We start from the raw sequence: 18295 nt of genomic DNA on the forward strand, positions 1-18295 counted from the left end.
CATCCGCTAGCCAGCTTGCATGGTCGGGCAGCCGCTATTGCCGCTATTGAAACCGCGTACCACGGTCGACATATCGGTGGCGATTTTCTGCACGGCGCGGCGATGTCCCAGCACCAGTTCATAGTAGCCGCCGCCCACCTTTTCATTGGCGACCGTGCGGCACGTCACCACCTTGTTGTTTGACAGCTGGCGCACGCTCCACACGGCGTCGATCAGCGCATACTGGCCCATCACGGATTCAAAACGCTGCACATTCGTGCTGATGCGGTAGACAGGAAGTTTTTCCGGATACGGCGTGCGGAACACGTCGATCGCGCCCAGCTCATTGGTCACTGCCGTGGACAGCGACTGGCCAATTTCACCAGCCAGCGGTCCCGCCCAGCGCTGCTGCTCCAGCAACTCGATGCGGCCCGACGGTGCAGTCACCACGAACTGGTTGCGGTTGACCTGCTGCGGCACGCTGACGGCCAGCACTTCCACGTAATACTGCACCGGCTTATCGGAAACGGCGGAGCCGCCGCTGAGGGTATAGAAATACTCGGGCTGCGGCGTGGAGCAGGCGCCCAACAAGACCGCGAGGCTGGCGGCGGCCGCCACCTTCAAGATGGGTTTCATCATTTTTCATCTCCTTTTTTGCCACGGATCAGCGATTCCGGGTGGCGTTCCAGGTAATCGGACAGCGCGTTCAGCGATTGCAGGGTTTGCGTCAGCTGCTGCAATGCCTGGCGCACATCGGACTGCAGCGGCGAATCCTTTTGCAATACCTGTTCGGCCGTACCAAAGGTCTGTTTCGCGGCTTTCAAGGTGTCGCGCACTTCCGGCACTACCTGGCCATCGAGCTGCTTGAACAGGGCATTGCCTTGCTTGAACAGCGCGTCGGCCTGCTTGATGGTGGAATTGAGGTTATTGCCGATCTCGTCAAACGGCACCTGGTCCAGCTTCCTGGCGATGCTGGCGATCTGCGTCTGCAATTCGTCCAGGGTATTGGGCACGGTCGGCACTTCCATCGGATACTTGTTCACGTCCAGCTCGACCTTGGGTGCTTTCGGGAAGAAGTCCAGCGCGATATACAGCTGGCTGGTGAGCAGGTTACCGGTACGCAGCTGGGCGCGCAAACCACGGCTGACCATGCGCTCCAACAGCTGGTGGCCGGCCGATCCATCGGGTTGGCCCACAGCCGCCTTGAAACGCATGCCAAGACGCGCCGGATAGAGATTGACCGTCACCGGCATGCGGAAATTCTTTTTCACGGGATCGAACTCGATGCCCACCGAGCGCACTTCACCGAGCACGATGCCGCGGAAATCGACGGTGGCGCCAGGCTGCAGGCCGCGCAGCGACTGGTCAAAATAAAACACGCTGGTGATCGCCTCGCCATCGGGTTCGCGCATGGCGCTCGCCTCGTCGGCGGCCAGGCGGTAAATGGTGCCTGCCGGCGCCGGCTCCTGCGGCTTGCGGCCATTTTCCGCTTCAAACGCAATGCCGCCCACCAGCATCGCCGCCAGCGATTGCGTATTCAATTTGAAGCCATTCGAATCGAGGCGCACATCGACGCCGCTGGCATGCCACCAGCGCGCATCCTTGCCGACAAATTGATCGTAAGGCGCGTTAACGAAGACCGACATGGTGATGCCATTACCATCCTTGTCCAGCGCAAAGCTGACCACCTTGCCCACGCGCAGTCGGTGGAAGAACAGGGGTGAGCCCACGTCGATGGAACCGAGGCTTTCCGCATGCAGCGTAAACAGTTTTCCCTTCTGGTCGCCAGCGATGGCAGGCGCCGTTTCCAGCCCCACGAAACTGTCTTTTTTCGCTTCCGACTTGCCCGTATCGACGCCGATGTAGGCGCCCGACAGCAAGGTACCCAGGCCCGTCACACCACTGGCGCCGATTTGCGGGCGCACCACCCAGAAACGTGTATCGGCAGTGGCGAAGCGGCGCGCATCCTTGCTCATATCGATGGTCACCAGCACCTTGCTCAAATCGTCGCCCAGGCTGATGGCGCGCACCTGGCCGATATCCACGTCCTTATACTTGACCTTGGTCTTGCCCGGCTCCAGCCCTTCGGCGCTCTTGAAGCTGACGGTGACCGTCGGCCCCTGGTCGAGGATGGACTTGGTCACCAGGGCTGCGCCGATCAACGCTGCCAGCAAAGGGATCAGCCATACCAGCGACGGCAGCCAGCGGCTGGCCTTGTCCACATCGGGTTCGGCCACCACGCTTGCGCTTTCACTTTCTTTTTCAGACATGTTGCTCTCCAATCGCCAGTTTATTTTTTTCTGCATCGTTGCGTGTCTTGTCGTCGACCGGGTCCCAGATCAGGCGCGGGTCAAACTGCATCGAGGCCAGCATGGTCAGCACCACCACGGCGCCGAACGCCAGCGCGCCAGGGCCAGCCGTGATCACGGCCAGCGATTTGAAGCGCACCAGGGCCACCGTCAAGGTGACAACGAAGATATCGAGCATGGACCAGCGGCCGATGAATTCGACCATGCGGTACAACACCGTGCGCTGGCGCGGCCGCCAGCGCGAACGCCGCTGCGCCGTCCAGGCCAGCAGCGCCAGGGTGCCCAGCTTCAGCATGGGCACCACCACGCTGGCGATGAAGATGATGATGGCCAGTCCCTTCGAGCCGCTATTCCAGAACAGCGCCACGCCGCTCATGATGGTGTCGTCCTGCGCGCCGAACAGCGAGTGCGTCACCATCACGGGCAGCAGATTGGCGGGAATGTACAGGATGGCAGCGGCGATCAGCAAGGCCCAGGTACGGCTGATGCTATTCGGTTTGCGCGTATGCAGCGGCGTGCCGCAGCGCGCACACTCCAGGTGATGGCCCTTGCCCACGGGCGGCGCCACCAGGCCACAGGCGTGGCAAGGCAGCACCTTGGCGCCAGGCGCAAGCGGCTTGTAGCGCAGTCCGGGCAGGGATGCTCGCAGCAGATCATCGCCCACATTCCACAGGGTCTTGGGGTCGAACGAGACGACGATGGCCAGCATCACGGTCAGCGCGCCAAATGCGAACAGGCCCGGTTGCGGCACCACGGTGGCCAGGCTGGTCATCTTGACGACGGTGATCAGGATACCGATCATCAGCACTTCCGTCATGCCCCATTCACGCGCCGTCTGTACGGCGCGCAGCACGCGGTTAAAACCGGGCACCCTGACCTTCATGCGCAAGCCCAGCGCCACATACAGCAGGGAACCGAGCTCGATGGCGGGAAACAGCATGGTAAACAGGAAGACCATGGTCGCCACCACCTGCATCTGCTCGGACCACAGCACGCGGATGGAGCCCAGCAAGGTGGCGCTGGACGTCAAGCCATTGATGTCGAGTTCGACGATGGGGAAAAACTGGGCGATCAGGAAAACAAAGGCGGCGCCCAGGGTCAGGGCCACCACCTTGTTCAAGTCGGCGGAACTGCCCCGGTACAGCACCGAGCGGCAGCGGATGCAGCGCGCTTTTTCACGCGGGCGCAGCGGGCGTTTGCGGTACAACACGCCGCAGTCATGACAGCTGATCAGGTCATATCGGTGCACAGTAGGGAGTGGGCCGCTTAATAAGTGTCAAGTTGATAATTATTAATCTATCTCAAGAGCACCTATCATACGACAAACCGGCCCGATTACTGCACAGCAGCATTATTTAGTTACCTGTGTACATGAACCCGCAACAAAGTCTCTACTGCGCGGCCCAGCCGCAGGATCTGTGCATCCTGGCCAGCCAGCCCACAAATCCCCAGTCCCACGGGCAGCTCGCCGTCTGCCTGGCAAGGCACAGACAGCGCACAGCCATCGAGGAAGTTGATCACGCTGGTATTGCGCAGCACCAGGCCATTGGTGGCGAAAAACGCCGCATCATCGTGTTCCAGCGGCGCCAGTTCAGGCGCCACGATAGCCACGCTGGGCATCAGCCAGGCGTCATAGGGCGCCAGGCGGCTGCGCGCTATGGCGATCAGGCGGCGGCGTGCATCGAGCAAGTCGATATAGTCGGCCGCGCCCTGCTGCTGGCCACGGCGGATACGGGCCGCCACGCGTTGGTCGTACTGAACACCCTTCTGTTCCAGCAGCGCGCGGTGCCAGTGCCAGGCTTCGGCCGCCACCAGGCCTCCGCCGCCATTAATGGTGGGCAGCTCCAGCAGTTCCGGGAAGTCGAACTGTTCCACCAGTGCGCCCGCTGCGCGCAACTGGTCCAGCGCCGCATCAAACGCTTGCTGCACCTGCGCGTCGACATTGGCGCCCACATAGTCGCGGGTAAAACCGAAACGCAATCCTTTCACTGCCGGCGCATCGAGGCTGATGTCCTGGCCCGACAGCGCCGCATGCAAAATGGCGCAGCAATCGACGCTGTGCGCGATAGGGCCAGCCGAATCGAGCAAGCGCGATAGCGGCACGGCGCCGGTGAGCGGCACGGTCGACGCCGTCGGCTTGAAGCCCGTCAAGCCGCAAAATGCGGCGGGAATGCGGATTGAGCCGCCCGTATCCGTACCCAGCGCGCCGGCCGCCATCTGCAGCGCCACCGTGACGGCGCCGCCCGAGCTGGAACCACCGGCGATGCGGCTACGGTCAAGCGGATTAACGGGCGTGCCGTAATGGGGATTCAAGCCCAGGCCGGAAAACGCGAATTCGCTCATATTTGTGCGGCCCAGCAGGATGGCGCCAGCTGCGCGCAAACGGGCCACGGCGGTGGCGTCTGTGCTGGCGGGCGCTGCGTCGGCCAGCGCCAGCGAAGCGGCGCTACTGACCTGGCCCTGCACGTCGAACAAATCCTTGATGGAGATCGGGATACCAGCCAACGGCGAAGCGACGATGCCAGCCGCACGCGCCGCATCGCTGGCGCGCGCCTCGGCTAGCGCCTGCTCGCCATCGAGGCTGACATAGGCCACGCCGCACTGTGCGCGATGGGCTTCGGCCCGCGCCAGCATGCGCTGCGTCAGTTCCACGCTGGTGATGCGGCCGGCGGCCAGGTCGGCGGCCAGGTCGCGGATAGTCTTGTGCTGCTTGCTCATTGTTATCCTTCCACGGGCAGGGTTTGCACCGCATAACGATGCTGCAGGCGACGCTGCAAGACTGGATCATACAGCTCCAGTGCAAAGGCGTCGCCGTGGCCCATCTCGCCGATAATCGGCTGGGTGCCGCAGAACATGGCGCTGCCGACCGGCAGTGCCGCCTGGCCCGTATAGCGCTGGATCAAGTCTTGCGGCGCCAGCATGCGCGTCACAGGGCCTTCCTGATACAAGGCTGGCGCGCCATCGCGCTCACGCCAGGAACGCATCTGCAACTGGTCCCAGTGGGCCGCCACATCGTCGTAACGCCACAGGGTATCGCTGACCGGCTTGCCGCACATCTGCTTCGACACCGTCACGCCATAACTTTCCACCTTGCGGTCCGTATGGTCGGAGCCGATGCCCACCAGCAGGCCGAATTCGGTGGAAAACAGCACGAATTCCGCCTCGCCCGACGAGTCCCTGCCCGGCACTTCGATGGCGCCGTCGCTGGACAACAGCGCTGCCGACACGCGGTAAAACGTCGGCACGCTTTTCGGCCGCGCCACGCCAATCGCTTCCAGTTCGGCGATATGGTGTTCGACCATGGCCATGTCGCGCCCTGTCCAGCCGGCGATGATCAGATTGTCGATGTTGAAGGTGACAGGGCCATGGCCCGTCAGTTGAAAGTTCAAGGTCGTCATATTTTCTACTCTTCTAATGGGCCACGGCCCGTTTCACGTGCAGCAAACACCGAGATACCGGTGATCAGCAAAGCCGCCGCCACATACAGCGAGACAGCCATGGTGCTGGCATAGGAGCGGTACAGGCTGGCGATCACCAGCGGGGCAAAGCCACCGCCGATCACGCCGGCCAGCGTATAGGCCAGCGAGGAACCCGCATAGCGCACCTTGGTGGGGAATTGTTCGATCACGAAGGCTGCCTGCGGGCCATACATGATGGCGTGGATGATCAGGCCGACGACGACGGCGATGACGATGGCAGCCGGGCTGGCCGTATCCAGCAAGGTGAAAAAGACGAAGGCCCAGATCAAGCCCAGCACGGCGCCCAGCGCATACACGGGGCGGCGGCCGATCTTGTCCGACAAGGCGCCAAAGACAGGCACGCTCAATGCATTGCAAGCGGTGCCGAGCATGATGGCGGTCAGCGCCAGGGTTGACGACAGATGCAGCACGGTCGTTACATAGGTCAGGGTGAACACCACCACCAGTGCATACAGCACGTCCGAGCCGATGCGCACGCCACCGGCGATCAGCAAACGGCGCCAGTAGATACGCAGCACGTCACCGATCGGCGCTTCCGCCTTGGCATCCTTCTTGTCGAGTTCCTGGAACAGCGGCGTTTCATCGATGCCGCTGCGTATCCACATGCCAAAAACCACCAGCAGCAGGCTGGCGATAAATGGAATGCGCCAGCCCCAGGCCATGAAGGATTCATGCGGCAGAAAATACGTGATCAGGCCGATGCAACCAGTCGCCAGCAAGGTGCCGAACGATGGCCCCACCTGCGTCCACGAGGCATTGCGTCCGCGCTTGTCGGCCGCTCCGTGCTCTACTGAAATCAGCACGGCGCCCGCCCACTCGCCACCGAGCGCGATACCTTGCACGAAGCGCAGCGCCACCAGCAGAACCGGGCTCCAGATGCCGGCCGTTGCATACGTGGGCAAGAGCCCCATCAGGCCTGTCGTCACGCCCATCAGCATCAGGGTCACGACCAATACCCAGCGGCGCCCCAGCTTGTCGCCCAGGTGGCCGAAGATCACGCCGCCGATCGGGCGCGAGATATAGCCGACCGCGTAGGTGGAAAAGGCCAGGATGGTGCCCGTCAGCGGATCGAAGGAAGGGAAAAACAAATGGTTGAAGATCAGCGCAGCCATGGTGTTGTAGACGGTGAAGTCATACCATTCCAGGGTCGTGCCGACCATGCTGGCTGTGGCCAGGCGGCCGGTTTTCGGCTTTTCGGCTGGCGCCGCTGTGCCGTCATGCGCGGGAATACGCGCGGAGGTGTAAGTGCTCATTGCCTGTCTCTCTCGTCAGTTTATTGCAGGCCCGGCGCAGGATGCATGCCCTGCGCCGTGGCCCGTGTCTCGTTTTATCAGTGCGACCAGAAGCTTGCGCAATCAGGCGGCTTGCAGGTCCGTCTCGCGCAATTGCCAGGACAGCTGCAAGATGGCTGCTTCATCGGCATCCAGTCCCAGCGCAGTACTCGCCCTGGCAACCGCCGCCAGGGCAGCCGCTTCCGAGGAAGTGTCGATCAGGAAGATGGGGTCCAGTACGCGTCCTTCCTTCTGTTCTGCCGGCAGGGGCCCCGACAGCTTGGTGTCCGGCGTCAGCAGGCGCGAGGCGATCACGCCATCGATCTGCAGCAGTTCACGGCCCAGTGCCGCCAGGCCAGCTACCGCCTGCGCATCCTGGCCGATGGTCTTCGCGCCCAGGCGCAGCACGGCCAGCCAGGCGCCCGTGCCAAAACCTGTTTCCGCCTCGATGGCGCACACGCGGCGCATCGGATCGCGCATGCGGCCCAGATTCGTTACCGACCATGGCGTCTGCTGCTGGAAGGCCTTGAAGTAATCTGGCGTCTGGAAGGCGTCCAGCGACACGGTGCGGTACAGGCCCAGATATTTGCGCGGGCCGCGCACGCTCTGATAGCGCGTGCCGCTGACGAAGCCGGGAATGCGCACGCGTTCTTCCACATGTTCGCGGTCATACCAGCGGTTGAAATCGATCTCGTGTTCAGGGTCGGCGCTGGTCCAGACAAACAGGATGCCAGGCAAAGTGGTGGGGGACGTCGTCATGATGGTTCCGTTCTGCATTGTAAGTGGAGTGCTACCCTAGAATAGGTGGCGCCCCACTACATGGCAAACGGGTTATTTTGAAGACGACTGATAAGTTTTTCTTGTGGAGTGAGGCCTACCCGACTCCATACTCCGCCCCCAGGCCAACGGTAAACCGCGCCGCCTCTTCACAGGCCAGCATGGCCACCAATTGAATCGCTTCCGTCGTCAGATCTTCGCTATAGCTGATCACGATACGCTGCGGCGCCAGGGTGCCGGTACACGGGATCAGGGCGATATTGCCCAACTCGATTTCTTCGCGCAGGGGTGCCAGCGGCAGCACGGCAATGCCGAAACCCGCTTTCACCAGGCGCACGATGGCCGATATCGAACTGACGCAATGCACGCGGCCCAGCTGCACGCCTTCGTCCTGGAACAGCGCCTTGAGCGCGGAATGCGGCTGCGAACCCCGGTTCATGGTGATGATCGGGTGTTCGGCCAGCTGCGCTACCGTAAAAGGCGCGCTGCCAGCCGGCCAGTCGGCCGCACGGCCCGCCCAGCCCATGGCGATGGCGCCGCTACCGGTGCTGCGGATATGGTCGCCCGTCAGCATGTCCGTCTGCAGGGCGATATCGAGTTCCCCCTGCTGCAGCTGCTCGTGCAGGCGGCGCGTCGATTCCGATGTCAACTGGATTTCAATGCCTGGATAACGTTCCTGCACCCGCTGTAAAAATGGCAGCAGCCAGGTATGCACGATGGTTTCGATCACGCCGATGCGCACTTCGCCGGTGATTTGCGAGGGCGAGGAATTGGCTGCATACATGTCGCGGCACAGTTCGAGCATGCGTTCGGCATAGCCGAGCAGGTTGCGCCCGGCGAAAGTGAGGCGGATTTCACGCGTATCGCGGTCGAACAACCGCGTGCCGAAGTCCTGCTCCAGCGAGGCGATGCGATTGGAAATGGCAGCCTGCGTGATATTGAGCTTGTCGGCGGCAGTACGAAAACTGCCCAGCCGCGCAGCCCAGACAAAGGCTTCGAGAAAACGGGTATTCAAATGGGGCTTCTTCACTAGTCTTCACAAAACGTGACGTCGCCCCATTGTAAGCCAAATCAGCTGTCTGTTATTTCTGCGCCAGGAAGTCGTACAAGGTCAGCGCCACGATCTTGCTGGCCTTGCGCAAATCGTCCAGCGCCAGCCTTTCATCGGCCTTCTTCGCATTCGATTCCGGCACCGTGCGCGGGCCGGCGCCATACAGCACGGCCGGGATACCGTGTTCGCCGTACAGACGCGCGTCGGCATACAGCGGCGTGCCCTGGGCTGGAATTTCCTCACCGAGGATAGATCGCGCGTTTTTCTGCAAGCTGTCCACCAGCTGCTGCGAACCAGGCAAGGGCCGCAGTGCATGCGACAGCAGCAAGCGGCGTATCTCCACGCGGATGCCGTCCTCGCCCCGCACGGCGTCCTCGATCAGCGCGCGCACCTGCGCTTCCACCTGCACCGGATCTTCCTCCGGGATCATGCGGCGGTCCATCTTCATGACTACCTTGCCCGGCACCACATTGGTATTCGTGCCGCCATCGATGCGGCCCACCAGCATGGTCGGCGAATCGATGCTGGACACGCCGGACTTGATCTTTTTCAGTTCCGGCAGCTGGCCATAGATGGCGTTGAGGATCTTGCTGGCCGCCTGCAGCGCATCATGCCCTGTTTCCGGCATGGCGCCGTGGCCGGACTTGCCGTGCACGGTGATTTCCAGCTGCAGACAGGCGTTGTGGGCGGTGACGATGTTGTAGCTGAAACCGGCCGCAATCACAAAATCGGGGCGCGTCAGCTTCTGTTCCAGCAGCCAGCCCGGCCCCAGCAAGCCGCCGAATTCTTCATCATAGGTGAAGTGCAGTTCCAGCTTGCCCTTCAACGGTACGCCCAGCGCTTCAAGCGCGCGCGCAGCAAACACGTAAGTGGCGAAATCGCCTTTCGAGACCGCCGTCGCGCGGCCATAGATATAGCCATCGGCCACCTGGCCACCGTACGGCGGATACGTCCAGTTGTCGCCGGGCGGCACCACGTCGCCATGCGCATTCAAGGCTACCGTCGGCCCGCCCGGTGCATACGGGCGGCGCACGATCAGGTTGGTGATGCTTTGCATGCCATAGGCTTCCACCTGGTCCTGCGGCACCACGTGTTTTTCCGCCTGCCAGCCATAGGCAGACAGCAGTTGCGCCACCAGCTCCGCGTGCGGCGTGTTATTGCCTGGCGGGGTATCGGTAGGCTGCTGTACCACGCGCTGCAAGAAGGCGATCTCCTCGTCGAAATGCGCGTCGATCCAGGCGCTCAGTTGTTCGGCATGCGCAGTCATGGTGTCCCTTTCATTGTGCTCCCTGCAGTGTGTGTTGCAGCCAGGCGCCCAGCTGCGCGCGTTCGGCTTCCGTCATGTTCGTCAGGTTCCCGATCGGCATGGCTTTGAGCTCAATCGCCTGCTTGTAGATTTGCGCCGCATGCTGGCGTATCAGCGGTTCGCTATCGAGCATGATACCGGATGGCGCGGTCGCAAAACCGGGCTGCGTCGGATGCGCCGAGTGGCAGGTGGCGCAACGCTGCGTGATAATAGCCTGGGCCGCCACAAACTGCGAGGCCGCGTCCGACGCGGGCGTCGCCGCCACCGGCGCCGGTGCTTTCGGCGCAATCGCTATAGCCACCGCTACCAGCAATGCCACGCCGATGACGGGATAGTGCCACTCAACACGTCCCTTGTGGCGCAGGTTGAAAAAGTGGCGAATGAACACACCGGCCGCCATGATCATGGCTAGCACCAGCCAGGCGTGGTCATTCCGATAGGTCATCGCATAGTGGTTGCTGATCATGATGAACAGTACCGGCAAGGTAAAATAATTGTTATGCACGCTGCGCTGCTTGGCCTTCTGGCCATGGCGCGGATCGGGCAGTTTGCCGGCCGCCATGGCTTCAACCATCTTGCGCTGGCCGGGAATGATCAGCATCAGCACATTAGCCACCATGATGGTGCCTATCATGGCGCCAACATGGATGTAGGCGGCGCGCCCGCTCAGCAAATGCGTCAGCACATACGCAGCGCCGACGATCAGGGCAAACACTGTCACCCCAAACCACAATTCATGTTTGGCCAGCGGCGAGCGGCACAGCAGGTCGTACACGGTCCAGCCGACGACAAGCGTGGCGATGCCGATGCCGATAGCCTGGCCGCTGCTGATATCGGCCACGGATTTATCGATCATCATGGCTTGCGCATTGAAGTAATACGCGATGGTCAAGAGCGCAATGCCCGACAGCCAGGTGGTGTAGGCTTCCCATTTGAACCAGTGCAGTTCCTTGGGTAGTTCGGCTGGCGCCACCAGATATTTTTGCGGATTATAAAAACCGCCACCGTGCACAGCCCATAGCTCGCCCGAAACGCCCTTCTTCGCCAGGTCGGAACCGGGCGCCGGCGGGCGGATCGAATTATCGAGCCAGACAAAATAAAACGAGGCGCCTATCCAGGCGATGCCCGTGATGACGTGCAACCAGCGCACGATCAGGTTCAGCCATTCCAGGCCATAGGGAATCAGATAGGCAAAGACTTCCATACATTTCCTTGAATGAGGCAGTAAGTGAAGCAGTAAGCGGCGAGCGCTGACCGGTGAGCGCACTGTCAACACTGTTGCGCCAGTGTCCACAAGATAAACCGATTCACGTCCCATCACATGAAAAATGCCGTATATTTGACATATCCGTATCCATATACCACCGCAGTACAACCAAGCCGCCGCCACATGTCCAGCCTGCCGCAACACCTCGACCTGCACCTGATCCGCATCCTGTATCTGCTGCTGGTGGAAAAAAACGTGTCGCGCGTGGCGCTCAAGCTGAACCAGCCGCAGCCCTCGATTTCCGCCTCGCTGCGCAAGCTGCGCGAACTGACGGGCGATCCGCTGCTGGTGCGCGGCGCGCGCGGCATGGTGCCCACCCAGCATGGTGAAAGCCTGCTCAATCCGGCCAAGCGCATCCTCGACCAGACGGAAAGCCTGTTCGTCAAGAAGACGCCGTTCGTGGCGCAGGACGAAGCGCGCACTTTTCATATCGCCGCACCCGACTATCTCGATAGCCAGTTCCTGCCGAACGTGGTGGCGCTGTTGCGGCGCGGTTCGCCCAGAAGCCGTGTGGTGCTGCATAGCCTGGGGCCGGGCATCGACCATATCCGCCAATTGTCCGACGGTGGCCTGGACCTGGTGATCGCCAACTGGGATGAACCGCCGGCCCATCTGCATATCTCCAAGCTGTTCGAAGACCCCATCATCTGCGCCATGCATGCTGAAACGGCCTACGCGCGGCGCACGGCCAGCGACGCCATGACCCTGGACGACTATCTGAGCCTGCCCCATGTGGCGCCCTCGCCCATGATGCCTGGCTACCACGGCGTGATCGACTCCTTCCTGGAACGGCAAAACCTGCAGCGCAACGTGGTGGTGGAATCGGCCTATTTCGGCCTGATCCCCTATATGCTGACGCAGACTGACCTGGTACTGACGACGGGCCGCCAGTTTATGCGCTTCTATGAAAAGAGCCTGGCGCTGAAAAGCTATACGGTGCCGCTGAAATTTCCGCCGATGCGCTTTTACCAGCTGTGGCACCAGCGCGTGCACCAGGCGCCCGAACATAAATGGCTGCGCGACCAGGTCACGGCGGCCGCCAAGGCACTGGTGCAGCGATAGGCATTATGCGCGCATGCATATAATGCAAGCATGGCCGGAACGCTATCATCACTGCTTGCATGATGGGATAAGCACGATGGAGACAAGCATGACGACACTTTCAGACTTGAACAGCAGCAGCGACATCGGCTTCGTCGATCTGCTGCACGGCATTTATGAACACTCGCCCTGGATCGCCCAGCGCGCGGCGGCAGCACGGCCCTTCGGCAGCATCACCGCCCTAAAACGCGCCTTGCAGAACGTACTGGCGCAAGCCTCGCCTGCCGAACAGTTGGGCCTGATACGCGCCCACCCCGAACTGGCAGGCAAGGCCGCCATCGCCGGCCAGCTGACGGCGGAATCCACGCGCGAGCAAGCCAGGTCCGGGCTGAACCTGTGCAGTCCCGAAGAATTCTCTACACTGCAGCGCCTCAATAGCGACTACAACGCAAAATTCGGCTTCCCCTTTATCCTGGCCGTCAAAGGTCCGACCGGCGCCGGCCTGACGCGCCAGGAGATTATCACCACCTTTGCGCGGCGCCTGAAAAACCGCCGCGCAGATGAACTGGCCGAGTCGCTGCGGCAAATCAAGCGCATCGCCGAACTGCGGCTGAACGATTTGCTCGACGTGCGCCTGGTTTTCGGCCCCGCCATCATGCAGCATGCGGAAACCCTGGCTAGCTGGAGCGACAGTGCTTATAACCTCACCTGCGCCTATATGACGCCGGCCCATCGCCAGACGGCCGATCAACTGGCCGAGTGGATGCGGGAAGCCGGCATGCAGGTGCATATCGACGCGGTGGGCAATGTGGTCGGGCGCTATCTGTCTGACGAGCCGGGCGCGAAAAGCCTGATGACGGGCTCCCATTACGACACCGTGCGCAATGGCGGCAAATACGATGGCCGCCTGGGTATCCTGCTGCCAATCGCCGTCGCGCGCCATCTGCATCAGCGCGGCGAAAAACTACCGTTTCACTTCGAGGTCGTGGCGTTCGCCGAAGAGGAAGGCGTGCGTTTCAAGAGCACTTTCCTGGGCAGCACGGCCGTCACGGGCAAGTTCGACCTGTCGCTGCTGGAACAGCGTGACGCCGAGGGCGTGAGCATGCGCGATGCACTATCCGCCGCCGGCCACGACGCGACCGCTATCGCCGCCATCGCACGCGATCCGGCCGACCTGCTCGGCTATGTGGAAGTGCATATCGAGCAGGGCCCCGTGCTGCTGGAACGCGATCACCCGCTGGGCATCGTCACGGCCATCGCGGGCAGTTCGCGCTACCTGCTGAAGCTGGGTGGCCTGGCCAGCCATGCGGGCACCACGCCGATGGGCATGCGCCGCGATGCGGCCAGTGCAGCGGCCGAAATCATCCTGCTGGTGGAACAGCGCTGCAGCCAGGGCGAGGCGCTGGTGGGCACCGTGGGCCAGCTGCACGTGCCCAACGGTTCCGTCAATGTGATCGCTGGCGCCTGCCAGTTGTCGCTCGATATACGCGCAGCCAGCGATAGTGTACGCCAGGCCGCCGTGGACGATATCCTCGATGGCGTGGCAGCCATTTGCGCGCGGCGCCAGATCGATGTGGACATCGAGCTGCTGCTATCGGCCAGCGCGGCGCCGTGCGCACCGTGGCTGATGGCGCAACTTGGCGAGGCGGTGGAATCGGTGGGTCTGGAACCCTATCGCTTGTTGTCTGGCGCCGGCCACGACGCCATGGCCATGGCCTCCATCACCGACGTGGCCATGCTGTTTACCCGCTGCGGCAATGGCGGCATCAGCCACAATCCACTGGAAACCATGACAGCCGACGACGCCGATATCGCCGCCCACGCACTGCTGGCCTTCTTGCGACAGTTCCAGCCCAAGGCCACATAACATGGCGAACGAAGACAAGGCCGCCGAACTGCGCCGCAGCAAGCGGCTGGCCCTGTTTTTCCTGCTGGCGGCAGGCGCCGTCTTTATCGTCACGGCCTTTTTGCCGCGCAGCCTGTGGACCGACGGCTTGAAAGCCGTGTCGGAAGCGGCCATGGTGGGTGCGCTGGCTGACTGGTTCGCCGTCACCGCCCTGTTCCGCACCATACCGATCCCATTCATTTCACGCCATACGAATATCATCCCGCGGGGAAAAGACAGGATCGCCGTCAACCTGGCCAGCTTCGTCAAGGAAAAATTCCTCGACACGGACTCGCTGGTGACGCTGATCGCCAAATATGATCCGGCCAAAATGATAGGGGAATGGCTGGCGGCGCCGGCCAATGCCGGCCTGCTGGGCGACTACCTGGTGAAGATGCTGTCAGCCGCGCTGGACATGACGGACGACGCGCGCATACGCCCCTTCATCAAAAAGGCTTTCGATGAGGCGCTGTCGAATGTGGATCTGTCGCAGTCGACGGGGGCGATCCTGGAAACCCTGACGGCCAACGGCCGCCACCAGGACTTGCTGGACGAGGCCATCGCCAAGCTGGTGGCCGTGCTGCGCGAACCGGATAGCCGCGAACTGATCGCCGACAGTATCGTCCATTGGCTCAAGACGGAACACCCGCGCAAGGAAAAAGTGCTGCCGACATCGTGGTTGGGCGAACACGGTGCGGAACTGATCGCCAGCGCGTTAGATAGCAGCATGCGGCGCATCGCGCAAGATCCCGAGCACCAGTTGCGGCACAAGATAGACGCATCGGTGCACAAGCTGATCCAACGCCTGAAAACCGACCCGGTATTTCTCGCCAGGGGCGAAGCGCTGCGCGAGCATATCAGGAATGATGTCGTACTCACTTCCTATGTGCATGGCCTGTGGGAGCAATTGCGCGACTGGCTGAAACAAGACCTCGTAGACAACGACTCGATGCTGCATGCGAAGGTGGCCGCCATGGGGGGCTGGCTGGGCCAGGAGCTGGCACAGAATCCGCAACTGCGCGACTCGCTCAATGAACGCTTGCAGGAGGCGGCGCGCGCGATGGCGCCCGACTTCGCCCTGTTCCTGACGCGCCATATCGGCGACACGGTGAAAAACTGGGACCCGCAAGACCTGTCGCGCCAGATCGAACTGCAGATCGGCAAAGACCTGCAATTCATCCGCATCAACGGCACCATCGTGGGCGGCATCATCGGCCTGCTGCTGTTTGCCTGTACACAGCTGACTGCCGCCCTGCGCGCCCTTTAATTACACCGCGACGGCGCGCTCCAGCATGGCATGTAACAGCACATTGCATCCTGCCTCCAGGTGCTCCGGTTTCGCATCCTCGATTTCATTGTGGCTGATGCCATCCTTGCAGGGCACGAAGATCATGCCCGCCGGCGCCAGCCGGGCCGCATAGATGGCGTCGTGACCGGCGCCGGACACCACATCCATCACCGAGTAACCCAACTTGGCCGTGGCGTTGCGCACGGCGCCCACGCAATCGGGATGGAAGGGGCAAGGCGGATAATAAGATACCCGTTCCAGCGTAATGCCCAGGCCCGTCCTGTCGCGCGTGGCATCGATAAAGGCCGTGATTTCGCCATGCATGATGTTGAGCAGTTCATCGTTCACATTGCGCAGGTCGATGCTGAACTTGACTTCACCGGGGATCACGTTGCGGCTGTTCGGGAACACCTGCACCATGCCCACCGTGCCGCGCCCGTACGGCGGGTAGCGGTTGGCGATGGCGACGACCTCCTGCATGATGGTGGTGGCCACCTGCAGCGCATCCCTGCGCAAGCCCATGGGCGTGGGGCCGGCATGCGCTTCCATGCCCGTTACCACGCAGTCGTACCACGACAAGCCCATCACGGCCGGCACCACGCCGATGACTTTATTGGCGTCTTCCAGCACGGGACCCTGTTCGATATGCGTTTCAAAGTAGGCGCCGATCGGGTGGTCGCCCGGTACCTGCTCGCCTTTGTAGCCGATGCGCGCCAGCTCTTCGCCCACCGTCTTGCCTTCCGTGTCTTTCGCTGCATACGCCGTTTCCAGGGAAAAAGCGCCGCAAAATACGCCCGAGCCCATCATCACGGGCACGAAGCGCGAGCCTTCTTCATTGGTCCAGAAAGCCACTTCGATCGGCGCCTGCGTCTTGATCTTCAAATCGTTCAGGGTGCGCACCACTTCCAGGCCGGCCAGCACGCCGTAATTGCCATCGAACTTGCCGCCCGTGGGCTGGGTGTCGATATGGCTGCCCGTCATCACGGGCGGCAAGGAATTGTCGACGCCATCGCGGCGCATGAAGACATTGCCGATCTGGTCGATGGTAATGCTCATGCCTGCTTCCCGGCCCCAGCCCACCACCAGGTCGCGCCCCTGCTTGTCGAGGTCCGTCAGGGCCAGGCGCTTGACGCCGCCCTTGGCCGTGGCGCCTATCTGCGCCAGTTCCATCAGCGCTGCCCACAGCCGTTCACCGTTGATGCGTAGTTCACTCATTGTGTTCTCCTGTTATGCACTTACAGCGGAAAAAGCGGGCCGTTCCACATAGCGCCCTGCCCCTGCCACCGCCATCAATTCACCGCGATGGAATACCACCTTACCGGCAGCGATGGTGGTAGCCGGTATGCCGCGCACGGTGCGCCCTTCAAACACATTGAAACCGCCCCTGGCAAATTGCGTGGTCGCCGAAATCGTGCGCGTCGCCTGCGGGTCCCACAAGACAATATCGGCATCGCTGCCGGCGGCGATGACACCCTTGCGCGGATACATATTGAAAATCTGCGCTGCATTGGTGGATGACACCTTGACGAATTCCGATGGCGTCAACAACCCCGTATTGACGCCGGCATCCCACACCACAGCCATGCGTTCCTCGACGCCGCCGCAGCCATTCGGGATGCGCGTGAAGTCCTGCTTGCCGGCGGCTTTCTGCTCGGCGCAAAAGGTGCAGTGGTCAGTAGCCGTCGTGTGCAGGTTGCCGCTTTGCAGGCCGTGCCACAGGGCCGCCTGGTGGTGCTTGCTGCGGAATGGCGGACTCATGACGTGGCCTGCCACGTAATCGAAATCATCGCTCTGGTACACACTGTCATCGATCACCAGGTGGCCCGCCAACGCTTCGCCGTAGACGCGCTGGCCATTGGCGCGCGCCCGCGTGATGGCATCCAGCGATTCGGCGCAGGAGACGTGCACGATATACACGGGCGTATTCAAGACATTGGCAATCGCGATGGCGCGGTTGGCCGCTTCCGCCTCCACCGCCGGCGGGCGCGATAGCGGATGCGCCTGCGGCCCGGTGATACCTTTTTTCAGCAAGGCTTGCTGCAGCTGGAATACCAGCTCGCCATTTTCCGCATGCACGGTAGGCAGCGCACCCAGCTCCAGCGAACGGGTAAAGCTTTTTACCAGCGTTTCATCGTCGGCCATGATGGCGTTTTTATAGGCCATGAAGTGCTTGAAACTGTTCACGCCATGCTCGCGCACCAGGGTGCCCATCTCTTCATGTACCTGTTCGCTCCACCAGGTGATCGCCACGTGGAAGGTATAGTCGGACGCCGCCTTGGCCGACCACTCGCGCCACTGTTGATAGGCCTCGATCAGCGACTGCTTCGGCGCGGGAATCACGAAATCCATGATGGTGGTGGTGCCGCCCGCCAGTCCGGCCGCCGTGCCCGTGAAAAAATCGTCGGAGGTCACCGTGCCCATGAAGGGTAGATTCATATGCGTGTGCGTGTCTATCCCGCCCGGCATCACATACTGGCCGCCCGCATCAATCACGGTGGCGCCCTCAGGTACGGCCAGGTTTTCGCCGACTGCGGCGATCTTGTCCCCCTCGATCAGTACGTCGGCGCGAAAGGCACGGTCGGCATTGACGACGGTGCCGCCACGGATAAGCGTAGTCATATTGCTGTCTCCTTTATTAATGG

At 62.0% G+C, this 18295-nt stretch carries 15 protein-coding genes; 3 read left to right on the forward strand and 12 right to left on the reverse strand.

The features are described 5' to 3' along the window. Nucleotides 1–6 precede the first annotated feature (6 nt). From HDE75_RS18740 to HDE75_RS18785, 10 genes are all read right to left on the reverse strand, one after another. Nucleotides 7–618, reverse strand: a complete 612-nt coding sequence (locus HDE75_RS18740; RefSeq protein WP_260174288.1) for a PqiC family protein — start codon at nt 616–618, stop codon at nt 7–9. After that, complete coding sequence (locus HDE75_RS18745) at nt 615–2249, reverse strand: PqiB family protein (protein ID WP_221291926.1); 1635 nt, start codon at nt 2247–2249, stop codon at nt 615–617. The genes HDE75_RS18740 and HDE75_RS18745 overlap by 4 nt, the downstream gene beginning before the upstream one ends. Beyond that, nucleotides 2242–3537, reverse strand: coding sequence for a paraquat-inducible protein A (locus HDE75_RS18750; protein WP_183681032.1), 1296 nt, complete (start codon nt 3535–3537; stop codon nt 2242–2244). Before HDE75_RS18750 ends, HDE75_RS18745 begins: the two co-directional genes overlap by 8 nt. 110 nt (nt 3538–3647) lie before the next feature. Continuing rightward, nucleotides 3648–5006, reverse strand: a complete 1359-nt coding sequence (locus HDE75_RS18755; RefSeq protein WP_183681034.1) for an amidase — start codon at nt 5004–5006, stop codon at nt 3648–3650. A gap of 2 nt (nt 5007–5008) precedes the next feature. Then, nucleotides 5009–5686: a DUF2848 domain-containing protein gene (locus HDE75_RS18760; RefSeq protein ID WP_183681036.1), complete on the reverse strand. Its 678-nt coding sequence runs from the start codon at nt 5684–5686 to the stop codon at nt 5009–5011. Between the two features lie 5 nt (nt 5687–5691). Next, nucleotides 5692–7020, reverse strand: a complete 1329-nt coding sequence (locus HDE75_RS18765; RefSeq protein WP_183681038.1) for an MFS transporter — start codon at nt 7018–7020, stop codon at nt 5692–5694. A 102-nt stretch (nt 7021–7122) separates the two neighbouring features. Further along, nucleotides 7123–7797, reverse strand: a complete 675-nt coding sequence (locus HDE75_RS18770) for a DUF4286 family protein (RefSeq protein WP_183681040.1) — start codon at nt 7795–7797, stop codon at nt 7123–7125. Nucleotides 7798–7912: 115 nt separating this feature from the next. Next, complete coding sequence (locus tag HDE75_RS18775) at nt 7913–8830, reverse strand: LysR family transcriptional regulator (RefSeq protein WP_183681042.1); 918 nt, start codon at nt 8828–8830, stop codon at nt 7913–7915. 67 nt (nt 8831–8897) lie between these two features. Further along, nucleotides 8898–10133, reverse strand: coding sequence for an ArgE/DapE family deacylase (locus tag HDE75_RS18780; RefSeq protein WP_183681044.1), 1236 nt, complete (start codon nt 10131–10133; stop codon nt 8898–8900). 10 nt (nt 10134–10143) lie between these two features. Continuing rightward, complete coding sequence (locus HDE75_RS18785; RefSeq protein ID WP_183681046.1) at nt 10144–11376, reverse strand: urate hydroxylase PuuD; 1233 nt, start codon at nt 11374–11376, stop codon at nt 10144–10146. Nucleotides 11377–11562: 186 nt separating this feature from the next. On the opposite strand from HDE75_RS18785, the gene HDE75_RS18790 reads away from it, so the two are divergent. From HDE75_RS18790 to HDE75_RS18800, 3 genes are all read left to right on the forward strand, one after another. Continuing rightward, complete coding sequence (locus HDE75_RS18790; protein ID WP_183681048.1) at nt 11563–12501, forward strand: LysR family transcriptional regulator; 939 nt, start codon at nt 11563–11565, stop codon at nt 12499–12501. A gap of 88 nt (nt 12502–12589) precedes the next feature. Continuing rightward, a complete protein-coding gene (locus HDE75_RS18795) occupies nt 12590–14347 on the forward strand; it encodes an allantoate amidohydrolase (protein ID WP_183681050.1) in 1758 nt (585 codons plus the stop codon). A 1-nt stretch (nt 14348) separates the two neighbouring features. After that, nucleotides 14349–15632, forward strand: coding sequence for a DUF445 domain-containing protein (locus HDE75_RS18800; protein WP_183681052.1), 1284 nt, complete (start codon nt 14349–14351; stop codon nt 15630–15632). Here HDE75_RS18800 and HDE75_RS18805 read toward each other — a convergent pair whose 3' ends face one another. Both HDE75_RS18805 and hydA read right to left on the reverse strand, forming a co-directional pair. Beyond that, nucleotides 15633–16868, reverse strand: a complete 1236-nt coding sequence (locus HDE75_RS18805) for a Zn-dependent hydrolase (RefSeq protein WP_183681054.1) — start codon at nt 16866–16868, stop codon at nt 15633–15635. 12 nt (nt 16869–16880) lie between these two features. Further along, nucleotides 16881–18272 carry a dihydropyrimidinase gene (hydA, locus tag HDE75_RS18810; RefSeq protein ID WP_183681056.1) on the reverse strand — a complete coding sequence of 464 codons (1392 nt, stop codon included), beginning with the start codon at nt 18270–18272 and terminating at the stop codon, nt 16881–16883. Between the last annotated feature and the right edge of the window lie 23 nt (nt 18273–18295).

The organism is Janthinobacterium silvisoli (genome assembly GCF_014200725.1).
Lineage (GTDB): Bacteria > Pseudomonadota > Gammaproteobacteria > Burkholderiales > Burkholderiaceae_D > Janthinobacterium.

Excerpts from the sequence above, each read along its gene's own strand:
- HDE75_RS18740 (WP_260174288.1), bottom strand. The coding sequence starts at position 618 with ATGATGAAACCCATCTTGAAGGTGGCGGCCGCCGCCAGCCTCGCGGTC.
- HDE75_RS18745 (WP_221291926.1), bottom strand. The coding sequence starts at position 2,249 with ATGTCTGAAAAAGAAAGTGAAAGCGCAAGCGTGGTGGCCGAACCCGAT.
- HDE75_RS18755 (WP_183681034.1), bottom strand. The coding sequence starts at position 5,006 with ATGAGCAAGCAGCACAAGACTATCCGCGACCTGGCCGCCGACCTGGCC.
- HDE75_RS18760 (WP_183681036.1), bottom strand. The coding sequence starts at position 5,686 with ATGACGACCTTGAACTTTCAACTGACGGGCCATGGCCCTGTCACCTTC.
- HDE75_RS18765 (WP_183681038.1), bottom strand. The coding sequence starts at position 7,020 with ATGAGCACTTACACCTCCGCGCGTATTCCCGCGCATGACGGCACAGCG.
- HDE75_RS18770 (WP_183681040.1), bottom strand. The coding sequence starts at position 7,797 with ATGACGACGTCCCCCACCACTTTGCCTGGCATCCTGTTTGTCTGGACC.
- HDE75_RS18780 (WP_183681044.1), bottom strand. The coding sequence starts at position 10,133 with ATGACTGCGCATGCCGAACAACTGAGCGCCTGGATCGACGCGCATTTC.
- HDE75_RS18785 (WP_183681046.1), bottom strand. The coding sequence starts at position 11,376 with ATGGAAGTCTTTGCCTATCTGATTCCCTATGGCCTGGAATGGCTGAAC.
- HDE75_RS18790 (WP_183681048.1), top strand. The coding sequence starts at position 11,563 with ATGTCCAGCCTGCCGCAACACCTCGACCTGCACCTGATCCGCATCCTG.
- HDE75_RS18795 (WP_183681050.1), top strand. The coding sequence starts at position 12,590 with ATGACGACACTTTCAGACTTGAACAGCAGCAGCGACATCGGCTTCGTC.
- HDE75_RS18800 (WP_183681052.1), top strand. The coding sequence starts at position 14,349 with ATGGCGAACGAAGACAAGGCCGCCGAACTGCGCCGCAGCAAGCGGCTG.
- HDE75_RS18805 (WP_183681054.1), bottom strand. The coding sequence starts at position 16,868 with ATGAGTGAACTACGCATCAACGGTGAACGGCTGTGGGCAGCGCTGATG.
- hydA (WP_183681056.1), bottom strand. The coding sequence starts at position 18,272 with ATGACTACGCTTATCCGTGGCGGCACCGTCGTCAATGCCGACCGTGCC.